Genomic DNA, 19568 nt, shown 5'->3' with positions numbered 1-19568 from the left:
GGCCGCGATTCTCGGGCGGCGCAAGTTCCGGATCAAGCGAGCGGCCTGAGCGCCGATAGCGGCAGCGGTCAATCGCGCCCGCGCAGGCTCCATTCGCCCTGCCGGTACCACTGGGTAACGACGTATTTAACGCCTGCTTCGACCGGCAGCGCGGCATGCAGTGTCGCGCGGTTGGGGCGGCCCTTGCGATCCATATTGTCCCACACAACCAGCATCCCCGGTTCGGGCGCAATGGTCAGGTCGAGCGCGGGAAACGCGGTCGCACCGCCGGCCTCGGGTGTGTTCAGATAGACCATCGCGGTCCAGCTTCGCTGGCCACCGCGATTTCGTTCGGTCTGCCAGTGCGGGCGATCAAGCAGGAAATGGTCGCGGTGGTGCCGGTATTCCTCGCCCCGGCGATAGCGTTGCCCCTGCAGCGGTTCGGCATGGCGTAGCCCTATCCCCGTAACCGCGGCAATGCGTTCGGCCAGCGCACGCGTTTCGGGCATTTCCTTCGCGAAGAAATGCGTCGAACTCGTCCGTCCGCGCGGTGAAGCCTTGTCGGTAAACAGTACGGAGGGCTGAATACGGCTGTCGATGATTGCGATCAGCCGGCGGCACTCCGCTTCGTCGAGAAAACCGCGCAGGAGGAACAGGTCGGCTTTTTTGCCGCCACGCGGTTCGATGCGGGGGTCTGCCCGCAGCTTCCGGCGGACGCGGTCGCCGATCCCGCGCATGATGGCGGGATCGGCTTCAGGTTCGGTTGGGGTTCGCCCCAGAAACCGCGACAGGCGACCGATAAGCGTCATCGGCGCCTACCGCTTCCGGTCGGACGGGATCAGGCGGCCGCGAGCTTGCGCAGAACGTAGTGGAGGATGCCGCCGTTGCGGTAATATTCCATCTCGTTCGCAGTATCGATGCGGCACAGCGCGGTGAAGCTGAAGGTCGAACCGTCCTCGCGGGTCACCTCGACTTCGACGTCCTGGCTCGGGCTGAGATCGGCGAGGCCCTTGATCGTGAAGCTGTCGCTTCCCGTCAGGCCGAGGCTGTTGCGCGTATCGCCATCCTTGAACTGCAGCGGCAGCACGCCCATGCCGATCAGGTTCGAGCGGTGAATACGCTCGTAGCTTTCGACGATCACGGCCTTGACGCCAAGCAGGATGGTGCCCTTAGCGGCCCAGTCGCGGCTCGAACCCGTGCCGTATTCCTTGCCGGCAACGACCACCAGCGGGGTGCCGTCTTCCTTGTGCTTCATTGCCGCATCGTAGATCGGCATCTGTTCGCCATTGTAGGTCGTCACGCCGCCTTCGACGCCGGGGACCATCTCGTTCTTGATGCGGATGTTGGCGAAGGTGCCGCGCATCATCACATCGTGGTTGCCGCGGCGCGAGCCGTAGGAGTTGAAGTCCTGCTTGGCGACCTGGTGGCTCTGCAGATAGGAACCCGCAGGGCTGTCTTCCTTGATCGAACCGGCAGGCGAGATGTGGTCCGTGGTGACCGAATCGCCAAGGATCGCCAGCGGCTTTGCGTCGGTGATGTCGGTCACCGGGGCGGGCGTCATTTCCATGCCTTCGAAGAAGGGCGGGCTGGCGACATAGGTGCTGGTCGGGTTCCAGCGATAGGTGTCGCTGGCCTCGACCTTGATCCCCTGCCAGTGCTCATCGCCCTTGTAGACATCGGCGTAGCGGGTTTCGAACATCTGGCGGTCGATATTGGCCGCGCGGTGCTGGGCGATTTCCTCGTTGGTCGGCCAGACATCGGCAAGCATCACGTCATTGCCCTGCTGGTCCTGGCCGAGCGGGGTTTCGGTGATGTCCTTCGTGACCGTGCCAAGGATGGAGTAGGCCACCACGAGCGGCGGGCTGGCGAGGAAGTTGGCGCGCACATCGGGCGATACGCGGCCTTCGAAATTGCGGTTGCCCGACAGCACCGAGGCAGCGACGATGTCATTGCCGTTGATGGCTTTGGAAATCGGCGGCGCGAGCGGGCCCGAGTTGCCGATGCAGGTGGTGCAGCCATAGCCGACGAGATCGAAGCCCATGGCGTTGAGATCGTCCTGGAGGCCCGACTTGACGAGATAGTCGGTCACGACCTGGCTGCCGGGAGCGAGGCTGGTCTTGACCCACGGCTTGGGCTTGAGGCCCTTTTCATGCGCCTTCTTGGCGACGAGGCCGGCAGCGATCAGCACATCGGGGTTTGACGTGTTGGTGCAGCTGGTGATGGCGGCAATCACGACGTCGCCATCGCCGACATCGTGATGCGTGTCTTCGACGTCGACGCGCAGCGGCTTGTCCTTGCCGTAGATCGACTTGAGGTCGGTGTTGAACAGCTCGTCGACCTCGGGCAGCGCGACGCGGTCCTGCGGACGCTTGGGACCGGCGAGGCTCGGTACGACCTTCGACAGGTCGAGCTCGAGCGTCTTGGTGAAGACGGGCTCGGCCTCGGGGGTGAACCACATGCCCTGTTCTTTGGAATAGGCTTCGACCAGCGCGATGGTTTCTTCGTCGCGGCCAGTGAGGCGCATGTATTCGAGCGTTTTGTCGTCGATGCCGAAGAAGCCGCAGGTTGCGCCGTATTCGGGGGCCATGTTGGCGATGGTCGCACGGTCGGCGAGGGTCAGCCCCGCAACGCCTTCGCCGTAGAATTCGACGAACCGGCCGACCACGCCGACTTCGCGCAGCATCTGCACGCAGGTCAGCACGAGGTCGGTGGCGGTCACGCCTTCGGCCATCGCGCCGGTCAGCTTGAATCCGACCACTTCGGGGATCAGCATCGAGATTGGCTGGCCGAGCATTGCGGCTTCGGCCTCGATCCCGCCGACACCCCAGCCAAGCACGCCGAGGCCGTTGATCATGGTGGTATGGCTGTCGGTGCCCACGCAGGTGTCGGGATAGGCAACCGCTTCGCCTTCGGGGTCATTGGTCGACCACACGCCCTTGCCGATATATTCCAGGTTCACCTGGTGGCAGATGCCGGTGCCCGGAGGCACGGCGGAGAAGTTCTCGAAGCTCTTCGAACCCCACTTGAGGAAGTCGTAACGCTCCGCATTGCGGGCATATTCGAGTTCGACGTTCTTTTCGAAAGCCTTGGGGTGGCCGAATTCATCGACCATCACCGAGTGATCGATCACGAGGTTCACGGGAACCTGCGGGTTGATCTTGGCGGTATCGCCGCCGAGCTTGCTGATCGCATCGCGCATGGCAGCAAGGTCGACCACGCAGGGCACGCCGGTGAAATCCTGCAGGAGCACGCGCGCCGGGCGGTACTGGATTTCCTTGCCCGTGGCCGGGTTCTTCTGCCAGTCGACGATCGCCTGGGCATCGTCGGTGCTGACGGTGAAACCACCGTCTTCGAACCGCAGCATGTTCTCCAGCAGCACCTTGAGGCTGAAAGGCAGCTTCGAAACATCGCCCAGCTTTTCCGCCGCCTTGGCGAAGGAGTAATAGGCGTAGTCCTTGCCGTTCACTGTCAGAGTGGAGCGGGTTCCGAGCGTGTCCTTGCCGACCTGGGTCATGCGCGCGTTGATCCTTTCGTTTGTAAGCCGTTACCCGACCAATGGGCGGGGCCGCAGAATGTGCCGCGCCCCTGCGCCGGAACGGGGAAAAAATCAAGTGTGCGGCATTGCGGCAAGCGTCGATCGGCGGCGCGGGCTTCGCCTGCCGCTACGGTTTCGTGCATCCGCGCCAGCCTGCACGCTTGGCGGTTCGACAGATCGTTCAGATCGTATCGGGCGGCGGGGCCGGGCGCCTGCCGCGCGCCGCCAGCCAGCACGCGCCGACGATGATCGCGGTGCCCGCCAGGGTCGGCAGGGTCAGCCGTTCGGCGAAGAACAGCCAGCCGAACACCGAAGCCCACAGGAAGCCCGAATATTCGAGTGGGACCAGCACCTGCGCCTCGGCGCGGGCGTAGGCCCAGGCGAAAGCCATCGCCCCGATAACCGTGAGCACCGCCGCCACGGCGAGGTCGCGCAGCGTGTCGCTGTCCGGCATCTCGAACAGGAAGGGGGCTGCCATGCCGAGCAGCAGCACCGACACGCCCGAATGGAAGGTCGCGATCTCGGCCGGGCCGGCAACCTGCGATTGCCGCCGGATCAGGATGAAGCTGTAGGCGTAGAGCATGGCGGAAGTCAGGATCGCGGCCAGCCCGAGCGCGGTATCGCGGTCGAATTCGGCCTGGCCCACCTTGCCGCCGATGATCACCAGCGTGCCGGCGAAACCCAGCAGCGAAGCGGCGATCGCCTCGCGGCGAATGATCTCGCCCAGCATCAGCCGCGCGAGATAGAGCGCGATCAGCGGCGCGACGAAACTGATGGCGATGGCTTCGGCCAGCGGCAGCTTGGTAATCGCATAGAAGAAGGTCAGTGCCATGAAAGTCGCCACGACCGAGCGTTGCAGATGCAGCGTGAGCACTGCTCGCTGCGGCCAGCGCCCGCCGCGCGCCAGCCACAGCGGCAGCGCGATTCCCGTGGCGATCAGCGAGCGCAGCCAGGCCGCGCTCAGCGCGCCCACGGCCAGCGCCGCGCTTTTCATGTAAGCGTCCATCAAAGCCAGGCTGGCGACGGCCAGCGCTGCCATCAGCATGGGCAAGAGGGCGTGATCGGTGCGCACTGCCAATTCCTATCCGGGGGCAAGCGAGCCGTCACGGACAATTCAGCCTCGTGAAAGCCGGGATATTGGATTAGCTTGGGGCATTGGGCAATTATCAAGCCACACGCGCCGCACCGGTGCGTGGGCGCATCTGGTAGGACATATGACACGTTTTCGTCTGATTATCGGTTCCGCAATGGGCGCCGCGCTGTGCGCGACCTCGGTCTTCGCGCAGGACAGTGCGCCCGAAGACCTGCTGCCGCCCGAACCGGCCCGGGTTACCGAGCCACTGCCCGATTATACCCGTGACGCGCCGCAACCCGCCGCGCAGCCCAGCGTAGAGGAAAGTTTCGACGATATCCGCATGTCGTCGGGCGAAGTGGTCCAGCAATTGCCCGTGCTCGAACGCGAGTGGACGCTCGCGCAGGCTGAGAAGCTGCTCGCCTTCATTCCCACGGTGGCCGACGAGGGGCTCGTCCCCGGTGACTACCGCGCTGAAGCGCTGGCCGCCGCAATCGCGCAGGGCCGGGGCCCGGCGCTCGACGCTGTGGCGAGCGAGATCTTCATCTGGCTGGTCGAGGATCTGCGCGATGGGCGCACGCCGATGGATGCACGGCGCCAGTGGTTCGTGGTCGATCCCGACCCGGACGTGCTGCCCTCGCACCGCCTGCTGGAGACGGCCGTCGAGACGGGCGACATCGCCGGAACGCTGCGCGCGCTCAATCCGGTTTCGCCCGATTACGCGCGTTTGAAGGAAGAGCTCGCCCGCACGAGCGACCCCGCCAAGCGCAAGCTGATCCGCGCCAATATGGACCGGTGGCGCTGGCTCGCCCGGGATCTCGGCAAGCAATATCTGCTTGCCAATGTGCCCGAATACCAGCTGCGGCTGACGGTCAACGACAAGATCATCAAGCACTACCGCGTGGTGGTGGGCAAGCCCGGCCGCACCGCGACGCCGCAGCTTTCCGAAATGGTCGAGGCGGTGATCTTCAACCCGACCTGGACCGTGCCGCAATCGATCGTGAAGGGCGAAGGGCTGGGCGCGAAAGTGCTCAACAATCCCGGCTGGGCGCGTGCCAACAACTACACGGCGACCAAGGGCGCCAACGGCTGGATCACCGTGGTCCAGCAGCCCGGGCCGGGCAATTCGCTCGGCCTGATGAAGCTCGACATGCCCAACCCGCACGCGATCTTCTTCCACGACACGCCCGCGAAATCGCTGTTCGCGCGTGACGTCCGCGCGCTTAGCCACGGGTGCATTCGCGTTCAGGGTGCCCGCGAACTGGCGATGACGATGGCCATGCTTGGCAATGCCAAGAGCCGCGAGGACCTGCCTGCGATCCAGCAGGAGGTTTCCGAAATCACCGCGTCGGGCAAGTACACGCGCTACCCGATGGAAAAGCAGTGGCCCGCCTACATCACCTATTTCACCTACGGTGTGGATGTGAACGGCGAGCTGCGCCAGTTCGACGACATTTATGGCCGCGACGCCCCCGTACTGGCCGCGCTCGATGCGCCGCGCCAGGACGACCGGGCCCGCGAGACGAGCGAGGAAGCGGTCGAGATCGTCGACGATCTGCAGACGAGCTGAGGTCGCCCGACCGGGCGTCGGTCAGTAAGCGCTCGGGCTGGTGCGGCTGAACGTCGTTCCGTCCGGGCGGCGCAGCAGGTCGTATTGGGCGATCGGCGGGCTGACGGCGCTGCCGTCCTGCGCGATCCCGTAGCTGCCCGAAACCAGCAGGCGCCCACCCGACAGGTCGATCAGCGCGCGGTCGAACTGTTCGGGCCCCATGGCGAAGCAGCCGTTCGAGCGGCCGAGCCGGCCCCAGCGATCGACATGTCCGGGCGTGGCATAGCTCGCCGGGTGCATCACGATGGCGCGGGGCAGGGCGTTGGAATTGGTCGAATCGAGCCCGTCGAGTCGCAGCGAAGTGCCATAGCGCCCGACATACCAGCTGCGGGTCATGAAGGCCCCGCGGCTGGACGCTTCGCTCCCCTCGATATTCGAATAGCGCTTGAGCCAGCCATCGTGTTCGCCGTCCGAACCCGTACCATGGCTGACGTGATAGCTGGTTACCCGTTCGTTCTCGAGATCGACGAAGTGAAACCGCTTCTGCGAAGAATGCAGGCCGAAATCCGCGATGCCGACAATGTCCCTGCGCCAGATGCTGGTACCCGCCCGGGCCAGTTCGTCGCGCGCGATCACCATCAGCTTCGCATCGCGGGCGGCGGTGGGATTGACCTGCGCGAACAGGCGGGCGGGCAGGGCGGCGGCAGCGGTCGCTGCCAATGAGCCCTTGATAAGATCGCGGCGATTCATGCGCGGGAACCTAACAGTGCGGTGCGGCAGGCGACAACGGGATTGCGGCGGACCGCGCGGTTCATTCGCCCAACACCATCCGGTCCTGCTCGATCCGGACCGGTTGCACCGAGGCAAGAAAGCTCTGGCCGAGCAGCGATACGCCGAGTCCTTCCGGCACAATGATCGCGCGAACGTTGCGCGCTTCGTGACCGCCAAGCGTAACCCGGTCGAGTGTGATGGCCATTCCCGCCACGGGACCGGAAGCGCCCTGCGCTATCGGCCGGATATCGGCGGCGGACCACATCAACCCTGCTGCGCGCGCATCGGCACCGGTCAGCGCCACCACGCTGGCCCCGGTGTCCACCAGCATGTCGATCTGTGCGCCGTTGACCTGCGTTTCGGCGTAGAAATGCCCGTCGGCAGCGCGGGGAAGTTCGGTGGTCCCGGCGACCCATGCCGCGTAGCTGTCGCTGGATCCACCGGAGGTTTCTGCCTTCGCCGGCTGCGGGGCATGCGGTCCGTCATCACCGGTTGCTGGCTCGGGCCCGTCGCCGGGCACCAGCGTTGCGCCGAGGAAGGCTGCCACGGCTATGGCAAGGAGAACCGCGATGCGCATCGCGGCACCGTGCACCGCTTTGGCTTAAAACGGCGTAAAGGCGCTATTCGGCGGCCTGCGCAGGAGCGGCATGCGGATCGAAGGCCACTGCCTCGCCCGCTTCGATCTGGGCGGCCTTGGCTTCGACCAGCGCAACGATATGGTCGAGCATGTCGCCGCTCTGCACATGGTGATCGGTCACCCCCGACAGATAGACCATGTGCTTGCCATTGCCGCCGCCGGTGATGCCGATGTCGGTCTCGCGCGCCTCGCCGGGGCCATTGACCACGCAGCCGAGCACCGAGAGGCTCATCGGGGTCTTGATGTGCTCGAGCCGTTTCTCGAGCGTTTCGACCGTGCGAATGACGTCGAAACCCTGGCGCGAACAACTCGGGCACGACACGACGCGGACACCGCGGGTGCGCAAGCCGAGCGCCTTGAGCATCTCGTAACCGACCTTCACTTCCTGTTCGGGCTCGGCCGACAGCGACACGCGGATTGTGTCCCCGATACCGGCCCACAGCAGGCTGCCCATGCCGATCGAGCTCTTGACCGTACCGCCGATCAATCCGCCCGCTTCGGTGATGCCCAGATGCAGCGGGCAGTCCACCGCGTCGGCGAGGCCGTGGTAGGCCGCGACGGCAAGGAACACGTCGCTTGCCTTCACTGCCACCTTGTATTCGTGAAAGTCGTGGTCCTGCAGCAGCTTGATATGGTCGAGCGCGCTCTCGATCAGCGCCTCGGGGCAGGGCTCGCCATATTTTTCGAGCAGATCCTTCTCGAGACTGCCCGCATTGACCCCGATCCGGATCGCGCAGCCGTTCGCTTTGGCGGCGCGGACCACTTCGGCCACGCGCTGACTGCTTCCGATGTTGCCCGGGTTGATGCGCAGGCAGGCCGCGCCCTTGTCCGCCGCTTCGAGCGCGCGTTTGTAATGGAAGTGGATGTCGGCGACGATCGGGACATTCGCTGCCTTGGTGATACGGTCGAAATGTTCGGTCGCCTCGGCGGTGGGGCACGACACGCGAATGATGTCCGCGCCCGCATCCTCGCAGCGACGGATCTGGTCGATCGTCGCACCGACATCCTCGGTCGGCGTGTTGGTCATGGTCTGGACGGTTATCGGCGCATCGCCGCCGACGGGGACGTTGCCGACCATGATCTGGCGGGACGGGCGGCGCTCGATCGTGCGCCAGGGACGGATGGAAGACATGCCCGGCGATATAGAGCCCTTGGGATGAAGGGGCAATGACGCGCTGCGGCAGGCGGCATCCGCTTTCTCTACGAGCGGACGGGCCCCGCAAGCCGGATCGCCCATGAAAAAGGGCGCGGGGAGGATGCCCCCCGCGCCCCTTCCGGCGAATTCGCCTGCTGCGGGGCCTAGGCGCCCGGCGGCAGCGGGTCGGTCGATTTGGCGGCAGCGCCGCGCTTGGGTTTCGGCGTGGGTGCTGCGGTCCCGCCGAGATCGCTGTCCATCTGTTCGAGCTTGCGTGCCGCCCAGTCGCGGCCGCCGAGACCGAAGGCGAGCGCACCCGCCACCGCGACGCCGGCGATCAGGATCGTCAGCGCATTGGCCGGGATCATCCCGCCGATACCAGTGAACTGCAGGCCCATGAACACGAACAGGATGATCGTCGCCCAGCGCACGATAGTGCCCGCGGTCGACCCGCCCGCATCGCCTGCGATCAGCCGCGCGAGCAGGTTGGCGATCAGGAAACCGAAGGCGATCACCACCGCGCCGAAGATCACCCGGCCGCCCAGTTCGAGCAATTGGTCGAGAATCGCGGTCAGTTCGGGAAACCCGAGCAGCCTCGTCGCGGCAATCGCGAAGAACAGGATGATGGCCACCTGCGCGACGCGGGCGATGATGCCCGACACGGTCGTGCCTTCGGTGACCAGCCCGCTTTCGGCCATGGCGCGATCGACGCCCAGGCCGGGCAGGATTTCCTTGACGATCTGCACCACGAAGCGGCTGATGAGATAGCCGATCCCCAGCAGCACGGCCGCGGCAATGATGTTCGGGATCGCGGCAAAGATCATCCGCAGCATTTCGCTGGCCGGTGCGCTGATCGAATCGATGCCCAGCTGTTCGAGCGCGGCGATCGCCACCGGGATCGCGATCAGAACGTAGACGATGGTGCCGATGGTCCGGCTGATGGTGCTGTTCCCGGTGACGCTGTCGACCCCGCCGCGATTGGCCCATTTATCCAGATCGGCCGTCTGCAGCGTGGTGACGACCAAGTCGCGCACGATCCGTGCCACCATCATGCCGATGAAGAAGATCAGTCCCGCCCACAGCAGATTGGGCAGGAATGCGACGACGTTTTCGAGCAGGCTGTCGATCGGCCCGGCGACCCCGCCGAGTTCGAGAATGTTGAGAATGATCAGCAGGCCGAACAGCCAGATCAGCAGGCTGACGATCTTGCCCAGCGATTCGCCCAGCGATTGCCCGCTGCCGGTCCCCCGCTTGAAGAAGTCGACGGCATCGACGAGTTTTGCGAAGGCCCATTTGGCAGCGCGCGCGATGAGCCAGGTCACGATCAGCGCGACGATTGCCAGAAGGATCTTTTCCCCCAGCTCCATCGCCACCTGTTCGTTGAAACGATAACGGTCGAAAATCACGAAACCTCTCCCCATTGGTTTACGTTACGGAAGGGCTACCATGCATGGCGCGAATCCACAAAATGCTTTCCCGGGTGAAGTGGATAAGCAGCCGTGCTACCGCTCTGGCATGAGAGGATTTTTCGCCCCCATCGCCGCCGCGTCGGTTGCGCTTCTCGCGCTGTTCGCGGCCCCTGCAACCGCACAGGACACGCCCGGCTGGTCGATCGCCATCCATGGCGGCGCGGGCACGATCGCGCGCGAGAACATGACGCCCGAACAGGATGCCGCCTATCGCGCGGCGCTGCAGCGCGCGCTCGATGCAGGTGCGGCAGTGCTACGTGACGGGGGCAGCGCGATGGATGCGATCCAGGCGGCGATCGAACCGATGGAAGACGATGCGCTGTTCAATGCCGGGCGGGGTGCCGTGCTGACCTGGGACGGCGATATCGAACTCGACGCATCGATCATGGACGGGCGGACGCGCGATGCAGGTGCGGTGGCCGGCGTGACCGGTATCCGCCATCCGATCGATCTGGCGCGCAAGGTCATGACCGACAGTCCGCATGTGATGCTGGCCGGCACCGGGGCGGAAGCCTTTGCCGCCAGCCACCAGCTTGAAACGATGCCGCCCGAATGGTTCGAAACCACGCGCCGCAGGGAAGCGCTGGAGCGGATGAAGGCCGAACAGCTCAGCGCGCTCGATGTCGACATCAAGTTCGGCACGGTCGGTGCGGTCGCGCTCGACGCCGATGGGAACATGGCGGCGGGCACGTCGACCGGCGGGATGACCGGCAAGCGCTGGGGCCGGATCGGCGATGCGCCGATCATCGGTGCCGGCACCTATGCCGACAATCGCAGCTGCGCGGTTTCCGCCACCGGGTGGGGAGAATTCTTTATCCGGGTCGGTGTCGCGCAGGAAATCTGCACCCGGCTGCGCTATCGCTTCCGTGCGGAGATCGACGCTGCCCAGGCGCGCGTACCGCTCGATGAGGAAGGCATTCCGACCTATCTCGTCCATGCCAGCGAATTCGGTCTAGAAGCAGCGCAGGCGCAGGAAGAGATCGATGCGGTCATCGCGGATGTCGGCAGTCTCGGCGGCGATGGTGGGGTGATCGTCGTCACGCGCGAAGGCCATCCGTTGTTCAGCATGAACACCTCCGGCATGTACCGCGGGCGTGCGACCAGTGCTGGGATGAACGAAGTCGCGATCTACGACGACGAATAGGCGAGCGCCCCCGGCCGGCGGCGTTGCGCGGTCCCGATCCGGTCAGCCGCGGCGGCGGGCTTGCGCGTAGCTGCCGAGCAGCCGTACGCCATTGGTCTGGAAGGCCAGCTCCTCCAGCGCCAGGTCCACGCGGGCATCCCCCGGCGCGCCCTCGATATCGGCGAAGAACTGCGTTGCCGCGAAGCTTGCCCCCTTCTGGTAGCTTTCCAGCTTGGTCATGTTCACGCCATTGGTCGCGAAGCAGCCCAGCGCCTTGTACAGCGCGGCGGGAATGTTCTTCACTTCGAAGATGAAGGTGGTCATCGCCCGCGACCCTTCGAGCAGCGCGGGGTCGAGCGGGTCTTTCGCCAGCACCACGAAGCGGGTGGTGTTGTCGGGCGCGTCCTCCACCTCGCGTTCGATGATTTCGAGCCCGTAGAGATCTGCGGCCAGCGCCGGCGCGATGGCGGCGATGTCGGGCTTGCCGCTTTCCGCGACGAAGGCGGCGGCCCCTGCGGTATCGGCATGGCTCAGCCCCACGATCCCGCGCTCACCCAGAAAGCGGTGCGACTGGCCGAGCGCCTGCGGATGGCTGTAAGCGGCTTCGAACGGGCCCGGCCCCAAGGCCATCAGACAATGCGTGATGCGCATGAAATGCTCGGCCACGATCGACAGCCCGCTGGCCGGAAGCAGGAAGTGGATGTCGGCCACGCGGCCGTGCTGGCTGTTCTCGATCGGGATCATTGCACAGCCCGCCGCGCCGCTTTCGACTGCGGCCAGCGCATCTTCGAAACTGAAGCAGGGCAGCGGCAGCGCTTCGGGCGCGAACTGCATCGCGGCCTGGTGCGAATTGGATCCGGGGGCGCCGCCGAACGCGATCGCCCGCGCCGGGTCGGCGGCCGCGGCCGCGCGCATCGAATCGACAAGGGCGAGGGCAGGTTTGGCGAACTGGCGCATGGTCTGCGGGCGTTACGGTCGCGTTCGCGCGGCATCAAGCGCTATTGCGGCCTGCACCCTTGCGAAAGGCGGCGCTGCGCACTAGAGCGGCGCGCAACCATCTGACCAACCGATTTTCGCCGGGTATTTTACGCAATGGACGATCGTTTCAACACCGCTGCTGGCTGGGTCCTTGGCGCTGCTATCGTGGCGCTGGGCGCCTCCATCGTTTCGGGCATGTATTTCCATGCCGATAGCGCCGAGCATCCCGAAGAAGCTGGTTATTTCATCGAGGGCGCAGCCGAGGAAGGCGGCGCCGACGAGGGCCCGGATCTCGGCACGCTGCTGGCCAGCGCCGATGCCGCGGCCGGCGAAAAGGTCTTCGCCAAATGCACCGCGTGCCACACGATCGATCAGGGCGGGGCCAATGGCATCGGTCCGAATCTCTATGGCGTGATGGGCGCGTCGATCGGCGCGCATGCCGCGGGCTTCGCCTACAGCTCGGCCCTGTCCGAGAAGGGCGGCGACTGGACCTGGGAAGCGATGGACGAATGGCTGACCAGCCCGCGTGCTTTCGCCAGCGGCACCAAGATGAGCTTTGCCGGTCTTAGCAAGCCTGAAGACCGCGCCAATGTGATGGAATTCATGTCGACCTATGGCGGGGCCCCGGCCAAGCCCGAACCGGCTCCGGCTGAAACCGAAGAAGTCAGCGAAGACTTCCCCGGCGACGGCCTCGGCCCGGTCGAGGGTGCCGAAGCCGGCGCTGCGGAATTGGCCGCTGGCATGAGCGCCGACCAGCCGGTCGCTACTGCAAATGCCGCCACCAACACCGATGGCGCGACCAAGGTCGACGAATAAGCCGTCCGGCAGGCTGACTGCTTCAGGAAAGCCCCGCTTCGGCGGGGCTTTTTTGTGGGACGATCAGCCCTTGAAGCCCTGCGCGATCACATACCACTCGCTTGAATCCTTGCGGCTCGCGGGCGGCTTGGCATGTTTCACGGTGCGGAAATGCTGCTTGAGCAGCGTGAGCAGGTCGGTGTCGGTACCGCCCGCCAGGACCTTGGCGAGGTAGGTGCCCCCCGGCGCGAGGTTTTCAATGGCGAACCAGGCGCCCGCTTCCACCAGACCCATGGTGCGCAGATGGTCGGTCTGCTTGTGACCGACCGTATTGGCGGCCATGTCGCTGAGCACCAGTTCGGCCTTGCCGCCCAGCGCTTCCTCGAGTGCCCGCGGCGCGTCGTCGGCCATGAAATCCATTTGCAGGATCGTGACGCCTTCGATCGGTTCGACCTCGAGCAGGTCGATCCCCACGACATGCGCCCTGGGCTTGCGCTTGCGCACCACCTGGCTCCACCCGCCTGGCGCTATGCCGAGGTCGACGACCCGGGTGACGCCGTTGAGCAGGCTGAATTTCTCGTCCAGCTCGATCAGCTTGTAGGCGGCGCGGCTGCGGTATCCATCGGCCTTGGCCTGCTTCACATAGGGATCGTTGAGCTGGCGCTGCAGCCAGCGGGTCGAACTGGCCGTCCGCTTCTTCGACGTGCGCACGCGCGTATCGCGATCCTTGCCCGAACGTGACATTATTTATTCCTCATTGCGTTCGGTGCTGGACTGACGGGGCCGCCGCCTCGTTCGCACGCGTGGATCTGGTCAGACATCCTGTTCTCGCATGCGCTGGAGCGCCGCGCGGCTGCGTTCGCCTTCGGCATCCGCAGCGATCAGGCTGCGCAGGATGCCTTCGCGGATTCCGCGATCGGCCACACCCAGCTGTTCCGCGGGCCAGATGTCGAGAATCGATTCGAGGATCGCGCAGCCGGCAATCACCAGGTTGGCGCGGTCGTCACCGATGCACGGCAGGCACTTGCGATCGCCGGCGGACATCCGCGACAGGCGGGTGGAGATGTCGCGCATGGCCTGAGATGGCACGATCAGCCCGTCGACCGCGCGCCGGTCGTATTGCGGCAGTTCGAGATGCAGGCTGGCCAGCGTGGTTACGGTGCCGCTGGTGCCCAGCAGGCGGATCGGTTCGCGCGACTGCGTGTGCTTGCGGATTCGCTCGGCGAATTCGGCAAAGCTCGCGCTTACGGTCTGCCGCATGCCCGCGTAACGTTCGAGCCGGCTCGCCTCGCTGGCGTCCGAACCCTGCACCGTATCGGTCAGCGACACGACGCCCCACGGCACGCTGAGCCAGTCGACGATTCGCGGGACCTTGTCGCCCGGCTGGACCAGGACCAGTTCGGTCGATCCGCCACCGATGTCGAAGATGATCGCCGGCCCGTCGCCCTCTTCGAGCAGGATATGGCAGCCCAGCACCGCCAGCCGCGCTTCCTCCTGCGCGGAGATGATGTCGAGCATGATCCCCGTCTCGCGGCGGACGCGCTCGATAAAGGCCGGGCCGTTGCAGGCGCGGCGGCACGCTTCGGTAGCGACAGATCGCGCCAGCCGGACGTTGCGCCGCCGCAGTTTCTCGGCGCAGACATGCAGCGCTGCCAGCGTGCGTTCCATGGATTCGTCGGACAGGCGCCCGCTTGCCGCCAGCCCTTCGCCAAGGCGGACCACGCGGCTGAATGCGTCGATGACAGTGAAATTCTCGCCCGAGGGGCGGGCAATCAGCAGGCGGCAATTGTTGGTGCCGAGATCGAGCGCGGCATAGGCCTGCCGGTGCGGCTGCGGGCTATGCGTCGCGGAAACCGCTGGCGCGCGCGCCGCGAAGCCTGCGTCGCGACGGGGCGGATTGCGCCGGTCGCTGCGCTTGCCATCGGGCCTGGAGGGGCGTTTGTAGCGGAAATCGGCTACCTTGCCGGACTTGCCGCCCCGTTTCTTCCCAGGCCCCCTTTTGGTGTCCGGCGGAGGATGATCCGCCATAACTGGAGCTTTCTTTTGTTCTTCCTCCCGCGCAAACCGTTGTGCACGGGGACTTGGCGCCAACGCTAGCCGCGTTGCGCAGACGGGGCAAGTGGCGCTGCCGGCTGCGGGGTTGACCTTGCCTCCACACGAAACTAGATGCGCGGCCTCTCTTCCGGCGCAGCCCGCGATTCTCGCCTGTCCGGACAGCTGATGCCCCGTCGTCTAATGGTAAGACTGCGGACTCTGACTCCGTCAATTGAGGTTCGAATCCTCACGGGGCATCCATTCTCCCAACACCCGTTGCCAAAGCGCGCGATGCGCGGCAAATAGGTTGCAATGGGAGACGGACATTTGAGCGAGACCTTTCCGGAAATCCGCGAAGCGGTGCGGCGTTTGTGCGCGCGCTTCCCCGGCGAATACTGGCGCGAACTCGATCGCGAGCGCGCCTATCCGAGCGAATTCGTCGCCGCTCTGACCGAGGCTGGCTTCCTCTCGGTCCTCATCCCTGAAGAATATGACGGCTCGGGCCTGGGGCTGGAGGCGGCCTGCGCCGTGCTCGAGGAAATTCACCGGTCGGGTTCCAACGGCGGTGCCTGCCATGCGCAGATGTACACCATGGGTACGCTGCTGAAGCACGGATCGGACCAGCAGAAGCGCGAATACCTGCCCAAGATCGCCAGCGGCGAATTACGGCTGCAGGCCTTTGGCGTGACCGAACCCGGTGCGGGCACCGATACGACGCGGATCAGCACCTTCGCGCGCCGCGACGGCGACGATTACGTGGTCAACGGTCAGAAGATCTGGATCAGCCGCGCGGAGCATTCGGACCTGATGGTGCTGTTGTGCCGCACGACTCCGCGCGAGGAATGCGCCAAGCCGTCCGACGGGATGAGCGTGCTGCTGGTCGACATGCGCGAGGCGGTAGGCAACGGGCTGACCATCCGGCCGGTGCGCACCATGCTCAACCATGCGACCACCGAACTGTTCTTCGATGACTTGCGCGTGCCCGCCAGCGCGCTGATCGGCGAGGAGGGCAAGGGGTTCCGCTACATCCTTTCGGGGATGAATGCCGAGCGCATCCTGATCGCCAGCGAATGCATCGGCGACGGACGTTTCTTCATCGACCGCGCGGCTGCCTATGCGAAGGACCGCAGCGTGTTCGGCCGCGCAATCGGGGAAAACCAGGGCGTCCAGTTCCCCATCGCGCGCGCCTATGTCCAGCTATCCGCGGCGGCCGAAATGGTGACCAAGGCGGCGCGCATGTTCGATGCGGGCGAAACCGGCGGAACCGAAGCGAACATGTCCAAGATGTTGGCGAGCGAGGCCAGCTGGTTTGCCGCCGACATGTGCATCCAGACGCATGGTGGGTTCGGCTTTGCCGAGGAATACGACATCGAGCGCAAGTTCCGCGAAACCCGGCTCTACCAGGTCGCGCCGATCAGCACGAACCTGATCCTGAGCCATGTCGCCACGCATGTCCTCGACCTGCCCAAGAGCTTCTAGAACATATAAATTTTCCGAGGAGAGAGAAATGTCGAACGGTCCGCTGACCGGCCTCAGGGTCGTCGAATTCCAGGGCATCGGCCCCGGCCCGCATGTCTGCATGATGCTGGCCGATATGGGCGCGGAAGTCGTGCGCATCGAACGCGCCGGTCACCAGCCGATGAACCCCGTGGTCGAACGCGCGCGGCACCGCGCGGAAGTCGATCTCAAAAGCGCCGAAGGCCAGGCATTCGTCAAGCAGGCGCTGGCGCATGCCGATGTGCTGGTTGAAGGTTTTCGTCCCGGCGTGATGGAGCGGCTGGGGCTGGGCCCGCAGGAATTGCTCGAGGCCAATCCGCGGCTGGTCTATGCGCGGATGACCGGCTGGGGACAGGACGGCCCGCTGGCACAGGCGGCCGGCCACGATCTCAACTACATCGCCATCACCGGTGCGCTCGACGCGATCGGCAAGCGCGGCGAACTGCCGGTGCCGCCGCAGAACCTCGTCGGCGATTTCGGCGGCGGATCGATGTATTGCGCGATGGGCATCCTCGCGGCGCTGTTCGAACGCGAACGCAGCGGCAAGGGGCAGGTAGTCGATGCCGCGATCGTCGACGGCGTGACCAGCCTGATGAGCTTCTTCTACGGCCAGCCGCACAGCGCGCTGCGCACGGTGGATCGCGGCGCCGGCCTGCTTGGCGGGGCGGCGCATTTCTATCGCTGCTATACCTGCAAGGATGGCAGGGAAATCAGCGTCGGCGCGATCGAACCGCAATTCTACGCCGAATTGCTCCAGCGCGCCGATGCGCCCGAGCATTTGCGCGAGGCGCAGATGAACCCGGCCAATTGGGACAGCTATGCCGAGGATCTGGCCGCGCTATTCGTGACGAAGACGCAGGACGAATGGTGCGAATTGCTCGAAGGCACCGACGCCTGTTTCTCGCCGGTCGTTCCGCTCGATCACGCCAAGGACCATCCGCATATGAAGGCGCGCGGGGCTTTCGTCGAACACGGCGGGCGCTGGCACACCGCCCCCGCACCGCGGTTCGACCGCACGCCCAACACGATCCGCGACAGCGCCAGCGATGGCGAAGAGGTGGTGGCGCGCTGGCGTCAGGAGAGCTAGAGGCGCGCGCAAAGGAGAGTTTCCGATGCGCGATTCCACCCAGTTCTACATCGACGGCCAGTGGGTCGACCCGGTCGAGGAAAACACCGTTGCGGTGGAGAACCCCGCCACCGAGCAGACCATCGGCCACATCAGCTTCGGCACCGCGGCCGATGTCGACAAGGCCGTGGTCGCCGCGCGCAGGGCTTTCGAGAGCTTCAGCCAGACCAGCAAGGAAGAACGGCTGACCCTGCTGCGCGCGATCCAGGCGGAGATCGAGACCCGCAAGGAAGAGCTCGCGACTGCGGTCAGCGACGAAATGGGCGCGCCGCTGAGCCTCGCCAACGGGCCGCATGTCGGCCTGCTTGCGGGCCATTGCCAGAAGGCCATCGAAGTACTCGAAGGCTTCGCGTTCGAACGGCTCGACGGTCCCACCTTGCATGTATGGGAGCCGGTCGGAGTGGTCGGCATGATCACCCCGTGGAACTGGCCGCTCAACCAGATCGCCTGCAAGGTCTTCCCCGCGCTGGCGACGGGCAATACCATGGTGCTCAAGCCCAGCGAGATCGCGCCCTTCAACGCCTATATCTTTGCCGAGATCATGCATGCGGCGGGTGTTCCAGCGGGCGTGTTCAACCTGGTCAATGGCGACGGGCCGGGCGTCGGCGAAGCGATCAGCGGCCATCCCGATATCGACATGGTCAGCTTCACCGGTTCGACCCGCGCGGGCATCGCGATCGCCAAGAATGCCGCCGATACCGTCAAGCGCGTGGCGCAGGAACTGGGCGGCAAGAGCCCCAATATCGTGCTCGACGATTCCGCTTTCACCAAGTCGGTTGCCAAGGGCACGGTGGCGATGATGGGCAATTCGGGCCAGACCTGCACCGCGCCCAGCCGGATGCTGGTGCCGCATGCGCGGATGGCGGAAGCCAAGGCCGCAGCGAAGGAAGCTGCCGAAGGCGTCATTCCCGGCGATCCGAAGGGCAATGCCGCGATCGGCCCGGTCGTCAGCCGCGCGCAGTGGGACAAGATCCAGGGCCTGATCGAGAAGGGCGTCGAGGAAGGCGCGACGCTGGTTGCGGGCGGCCCCGGCAAGCCCGAGGGGCTGGAGACTGGTCACTACGTCAAGCCGACCGTCTTCGCCGATGTCACCAACGACATGACCATCGCGCGCGAGGAAATCTTCGGCCCGGTGCTGTGTATCCTCGGCTATGAGGATTACGACGACGCCATCCGCATCGCCAATGACACCGAATACGGCCTTGCCAGCGCGATCACCGGCGAGGACATCGAACTCGCCCGCAGCCTTGCCAAGCGCATTCGCGCGGGCCGCGTGGCGATCAATGGCGGCTACGATCTCGGCGCTGCCTTCGGGGGCTACAAGAAGTCGGGCAATGGCCGCGAATGGGGCGAATGGGGCTTCCACGACTTCCTCGAGGTCAAAGCCGTCATGGGACACGGCTGATGGCGGGGAAGTATTTCGACGAATGGCAGGTCGGCGATACGCTGACGCACGACATCCGCCGCACGGTGACCGAGACCGACAATCTGTTCTTCACCACCATGACGCACAATCCGCAGCCGCTCCATCTCGACGCGGAAGCGGCCAAGGCGAGCGAGTTCGGGCAGATCCTCGTCAACGGGACCTTCACCTTCTCGCTGATGGTGGGGCTCAGTGTCGGTGACACCACTCTGGGTACCCTTGTGGCCAACCTCGGTTACGACAAGCTGGTCATGCCCAAGCCCGTCTTCATCGGCGATACGCTGCATGCCACCAGCGAGGTAATCGGCCTGCGCGAAAGCAAGTCGCGCCCCGATGCAGGCATCGTCACCTTCCTCCACGAAGCGATGAACCAGCGCGGCGAAGTGGTATGCCGCTGCGAACGTTCGGCGCTGCTCAAGAAGAAGGCGGGGTGACCGGCGCAGGA

The 19568-nt window shown here is 65.3% G+C and carries 17 protein-coding genes and 1 tRNA gene; 8 read left to right on the top strand and 10 right to left on the bottom strand.

Annotation, left to right across the window (positions count from 1 at the left end):
* Nucleotides 1-68 precede the first annotated feature (68 nt).
* From SJY12_RS08940 to SJY12_RS08930, 3 genes are all read right to left on the bottom strand, one after another.
* Nucleotides 69-788 carry a 2OG-Fe(II) oxygenase gene (locus tag SJY12_RS08940; RefSeq protein ID WP_397505127.1) on the bottom strand — a complete coding sequence of 240 codons (720 nt, stop codon included), beginning with the start codon at nucleotides 786-788 and terminating at the stop codon, nucleotides 69-71.
* A 29-nt stretch (nucleotides 789-817) separates the two neighbouring features.
* Nucleotides 818-3493, bottom strand: a complete 2676-nt coding sequence (gene acnA / locus SJY12_RS08935; RefSeq protein WP_063512958.1) for an aconitate hydratase AcnA — start codon at nucleotides 3491-3493, stop codon at nucleotides 818-820.
* 202 nt (nucleotides 3494-3695) lie between these two features.
* Nucleotides 3696-4553 (bottom strand): DMT family transporter, encoded by an 858-nt coding sequence (locus SJY12_RS08930; RefSeq protein ID WP_397505126.1) that lies wholly within the window; start codon nucleotides 4551-4553, stop codon nucleotides 3696-3698.
* 175 nt (nucleotides 4554-4728) lie between these two features.
* On the opposite strand from SJY12_RS08930, the gene SJY12_RS08925 reads away from it, so the two are divergent.
* Nucleotides 4729-6156, top strand: coding sequence for a L,D-transpeptidase family protein (locus tag SJY12_RS08925; protein WP_397505125.1), 1428 nt, complete (start codon nucleotides 4729-4731; stop codon nucleotides 6154-6156).
* A 21-nt stretch (nucleotides 6157-6177) separates the two neighbouring features.
* Here SJY12_RS08925 and SJY12_RS08920 read toward each other — a convergent pair whose 3' ends face one another.
* The 4 genes from SJY12_RS08920 to SJY12_RS08905 form a co-directional block, all read right to left on the bottom strand.
* Complete coding sequence (locus SJY12_RS08920) at nucleotides 6178-6885, bottom strand: murein L,D-transpeptidase catalytic domain-containing protein (protein ID WP_341858667.1); 708 nt, start codon at nucleotides 6883-6885, stop codon at nucleotides 6178-6180.
* 61 nt (nucleotides 6886-6946) lie between these two features.
* On the bottom strand, nucleotides 6947-7453 hold the full coding sequence (locus SJY12_RS08915) for a TIGR02281 family clan AA aspartic protease (RefSeq protein WP_397505124.1): 507 nt from the start codon (nucleotides 7451-7453) through the stop codon (nucleotides 6947-6949).
* Nucleotides 7454-7526: 73 nt separating this feature from the next.
* Complete coding sequence (gene ispG, locus SJY12_RS08910) at nucleotides 7527-8675, bottom strand: flavodoxin-dependent (E)-4-hydroxy-3-methylbut-2-enyl-diphosphate synthase (RefSeq protein ID WP_063505071.1); 1149 nt, start codon at nucleotides 8673-8675, stop codon at nucleotides 7527-7529.
* Between the two features lie 167 nt (nucleotides 8676-8842).
* Nucleotides 8843-10084 (bottom strand): mechanosensitive ion channel, encoded by a 1242-nt coding sequence (locus SJY12_RS08905; protein WP_397505123.1) that lies wholly within the window; start codon nucleotides 10082-10084, stop codon nucleotides 8843-8845.
* A gap of 109 nt (nucleotides 10085-10193) precedes the next feature.
* On the opposite strand from SJY12_RS08905, the gene SJY12_RS08900 reads away from it, so the two are divergent.
* Nucleotides 10194-11291: an isoaspartyl peptidase/L-asparaginase family protein gene (locus SJY12_RS08900; RefSeq protein ID WP_063511602.1), complete on the top strand. Its 1098-nt coding sequence runs from the start codon at nucleotides 10194-10196 to the stop codon at nucleotides 11289-11291.
* A 42-nt stretch (nucleotides 11292-11333) separates the two neighbouring features.
* On the opposite strand, the gene SJY12_RS08895 is transcribed toward SJY12_RS08900, so the two are convergent.
* Nucleotides 11334-12227, bottom strand: coding sequence for a prephenate dehydratase (locus SJY12_RS08895; RefSeq protein ID WP_050599449.1), 894 nt, complete (start codon nucleotides 12225-12227; stop codon nucleotides 11334-11336).
* Nucleotides 12228-12362: 135 nt separating this feature from the next.
* Here SJY12_RS08895 and SJY12_RS08890 point away from each other — a divergent pair, with 135 nt between their 5' ends.
* Nucleotides 12363-13064: a c-type cytochrome gene (locus SJY12_RS08890; RefSeq protein ID WP_397505122.1), complete on the top strand. Its 702-nt coding sequence runs from the start codon at nucleotides 12363-12365 to the stop codon at nucleotides 13062-13064.
* 63 nt (nucleotides 13065-13127) lie between these two features.
* Here the strand turns inward: SJY12_RS08890 and SJY12_RS08885 are convergent, their stop codons facing one another.
* Entirely contained in the window at nucleotides 13128-13787 is a 660-nt protein-coding gene (locus SJY12_RS08885) for an RlmE family RNA methyltransferase (protein ID WP_050599447.1), read from the bottom strand.
* 69 nt (nucleotides 13788-13856) lie between these two features.
* The gene (locus SJY12_RS08880; protein WP_063505073.1) at nucleotides 13857-15071 is read right to left on the bottom strand and encodes a Ppx/GppA phosphatase family protein; all 1215 of its coding nucleotides are present in this window, start codon (nucleotides 15069-15071) and stop codon (nucleotides 13857-13859) included.
* Nucleotides 15072-15264: 193 nt separating this feature from the next.
* Here SJY12_RS08880 and SJY12_RS08875 point away from each other — a divergent pair.
* From SJY12_RS08875 to SJY12_RS08855, 5 genes are all read left to right on the top strand, one after another.
* Nucleotides 15265-15338, top strand: a tRNA-Gln gene (locus tag SJY12_RS08875).
* A gap of 51 nt (nucleotides 15339-15389) precedes the next feature.
* Nucleotides 15390-16556 carry an acyl-CoA dehydrogenase family protein gene (locus SJY12_RS08870; RefSeq protein WP_348346466.1) on the top strand — a complete coding sequence of 389 codons (1167 nt, stop codon included), beginning with the start codon at nucleotides 15390-15392 and terminating at the stop codon, nucleotides 16554-16556.
* 28 nt (nucleotides 16557-16584) lie between these two features.
* Nucleotides 16585-17661 (top strand): CaiB/BaiF CoA-transferase family protein, encoded by a 1077-nt coding sequence (locus SJY12_RS08865; RefSeq protein ID WP_063505329.1) that lies wholly within the window; start codon nucleotides 16585-16587, stop codon nucleotides 17659-17661.
* A gap of 25 nt (nucleotides 17662-17686) precedes the next feature.
* Nucleotides 17687-19105: an aldehyde dehydrogenase family protein gene (locus tag SJY12_RS08860; RefSeq protein WP_397505121.1), complete on the top strand. Its 1419-nt coding sequence runs from the start codon at nucleotides 17687-17689 to the stop codon at nucleotides 19103-19105.
* Nucleotides 19105-19557, top strand: coding sequence for a MaoC family dehydratase (locus SJY12_RS08855; RefSeq protein WP_397505120.1), 453 nt, complete (start codon nucleotides 19105-19107; stop codon nucleotides 19555-19557). Before SJY12_RS08860 ends, SJY12_RS08855 begins: the two co-directional genes overlap by 1 nt.
* Nucleotides 19558-19568: the final 11 nt, after the last annotated feature.

The sequence above is a fragment of the Qipengyuania sp. R86523 genome (assembly GCF_044596365.1).
GTDB lineage: Bacteria > Pseudomonadota > Alphaproteobacteria > Sphingomonadales > Sphingomonadaceae > Qipengyuania > Qipengyuania citrea.
The sequence above is the reverse complement of the archived record's forward strand: the minus strand, read 5'-3'. Positions and strand labels throughout refer to the sequence as shown.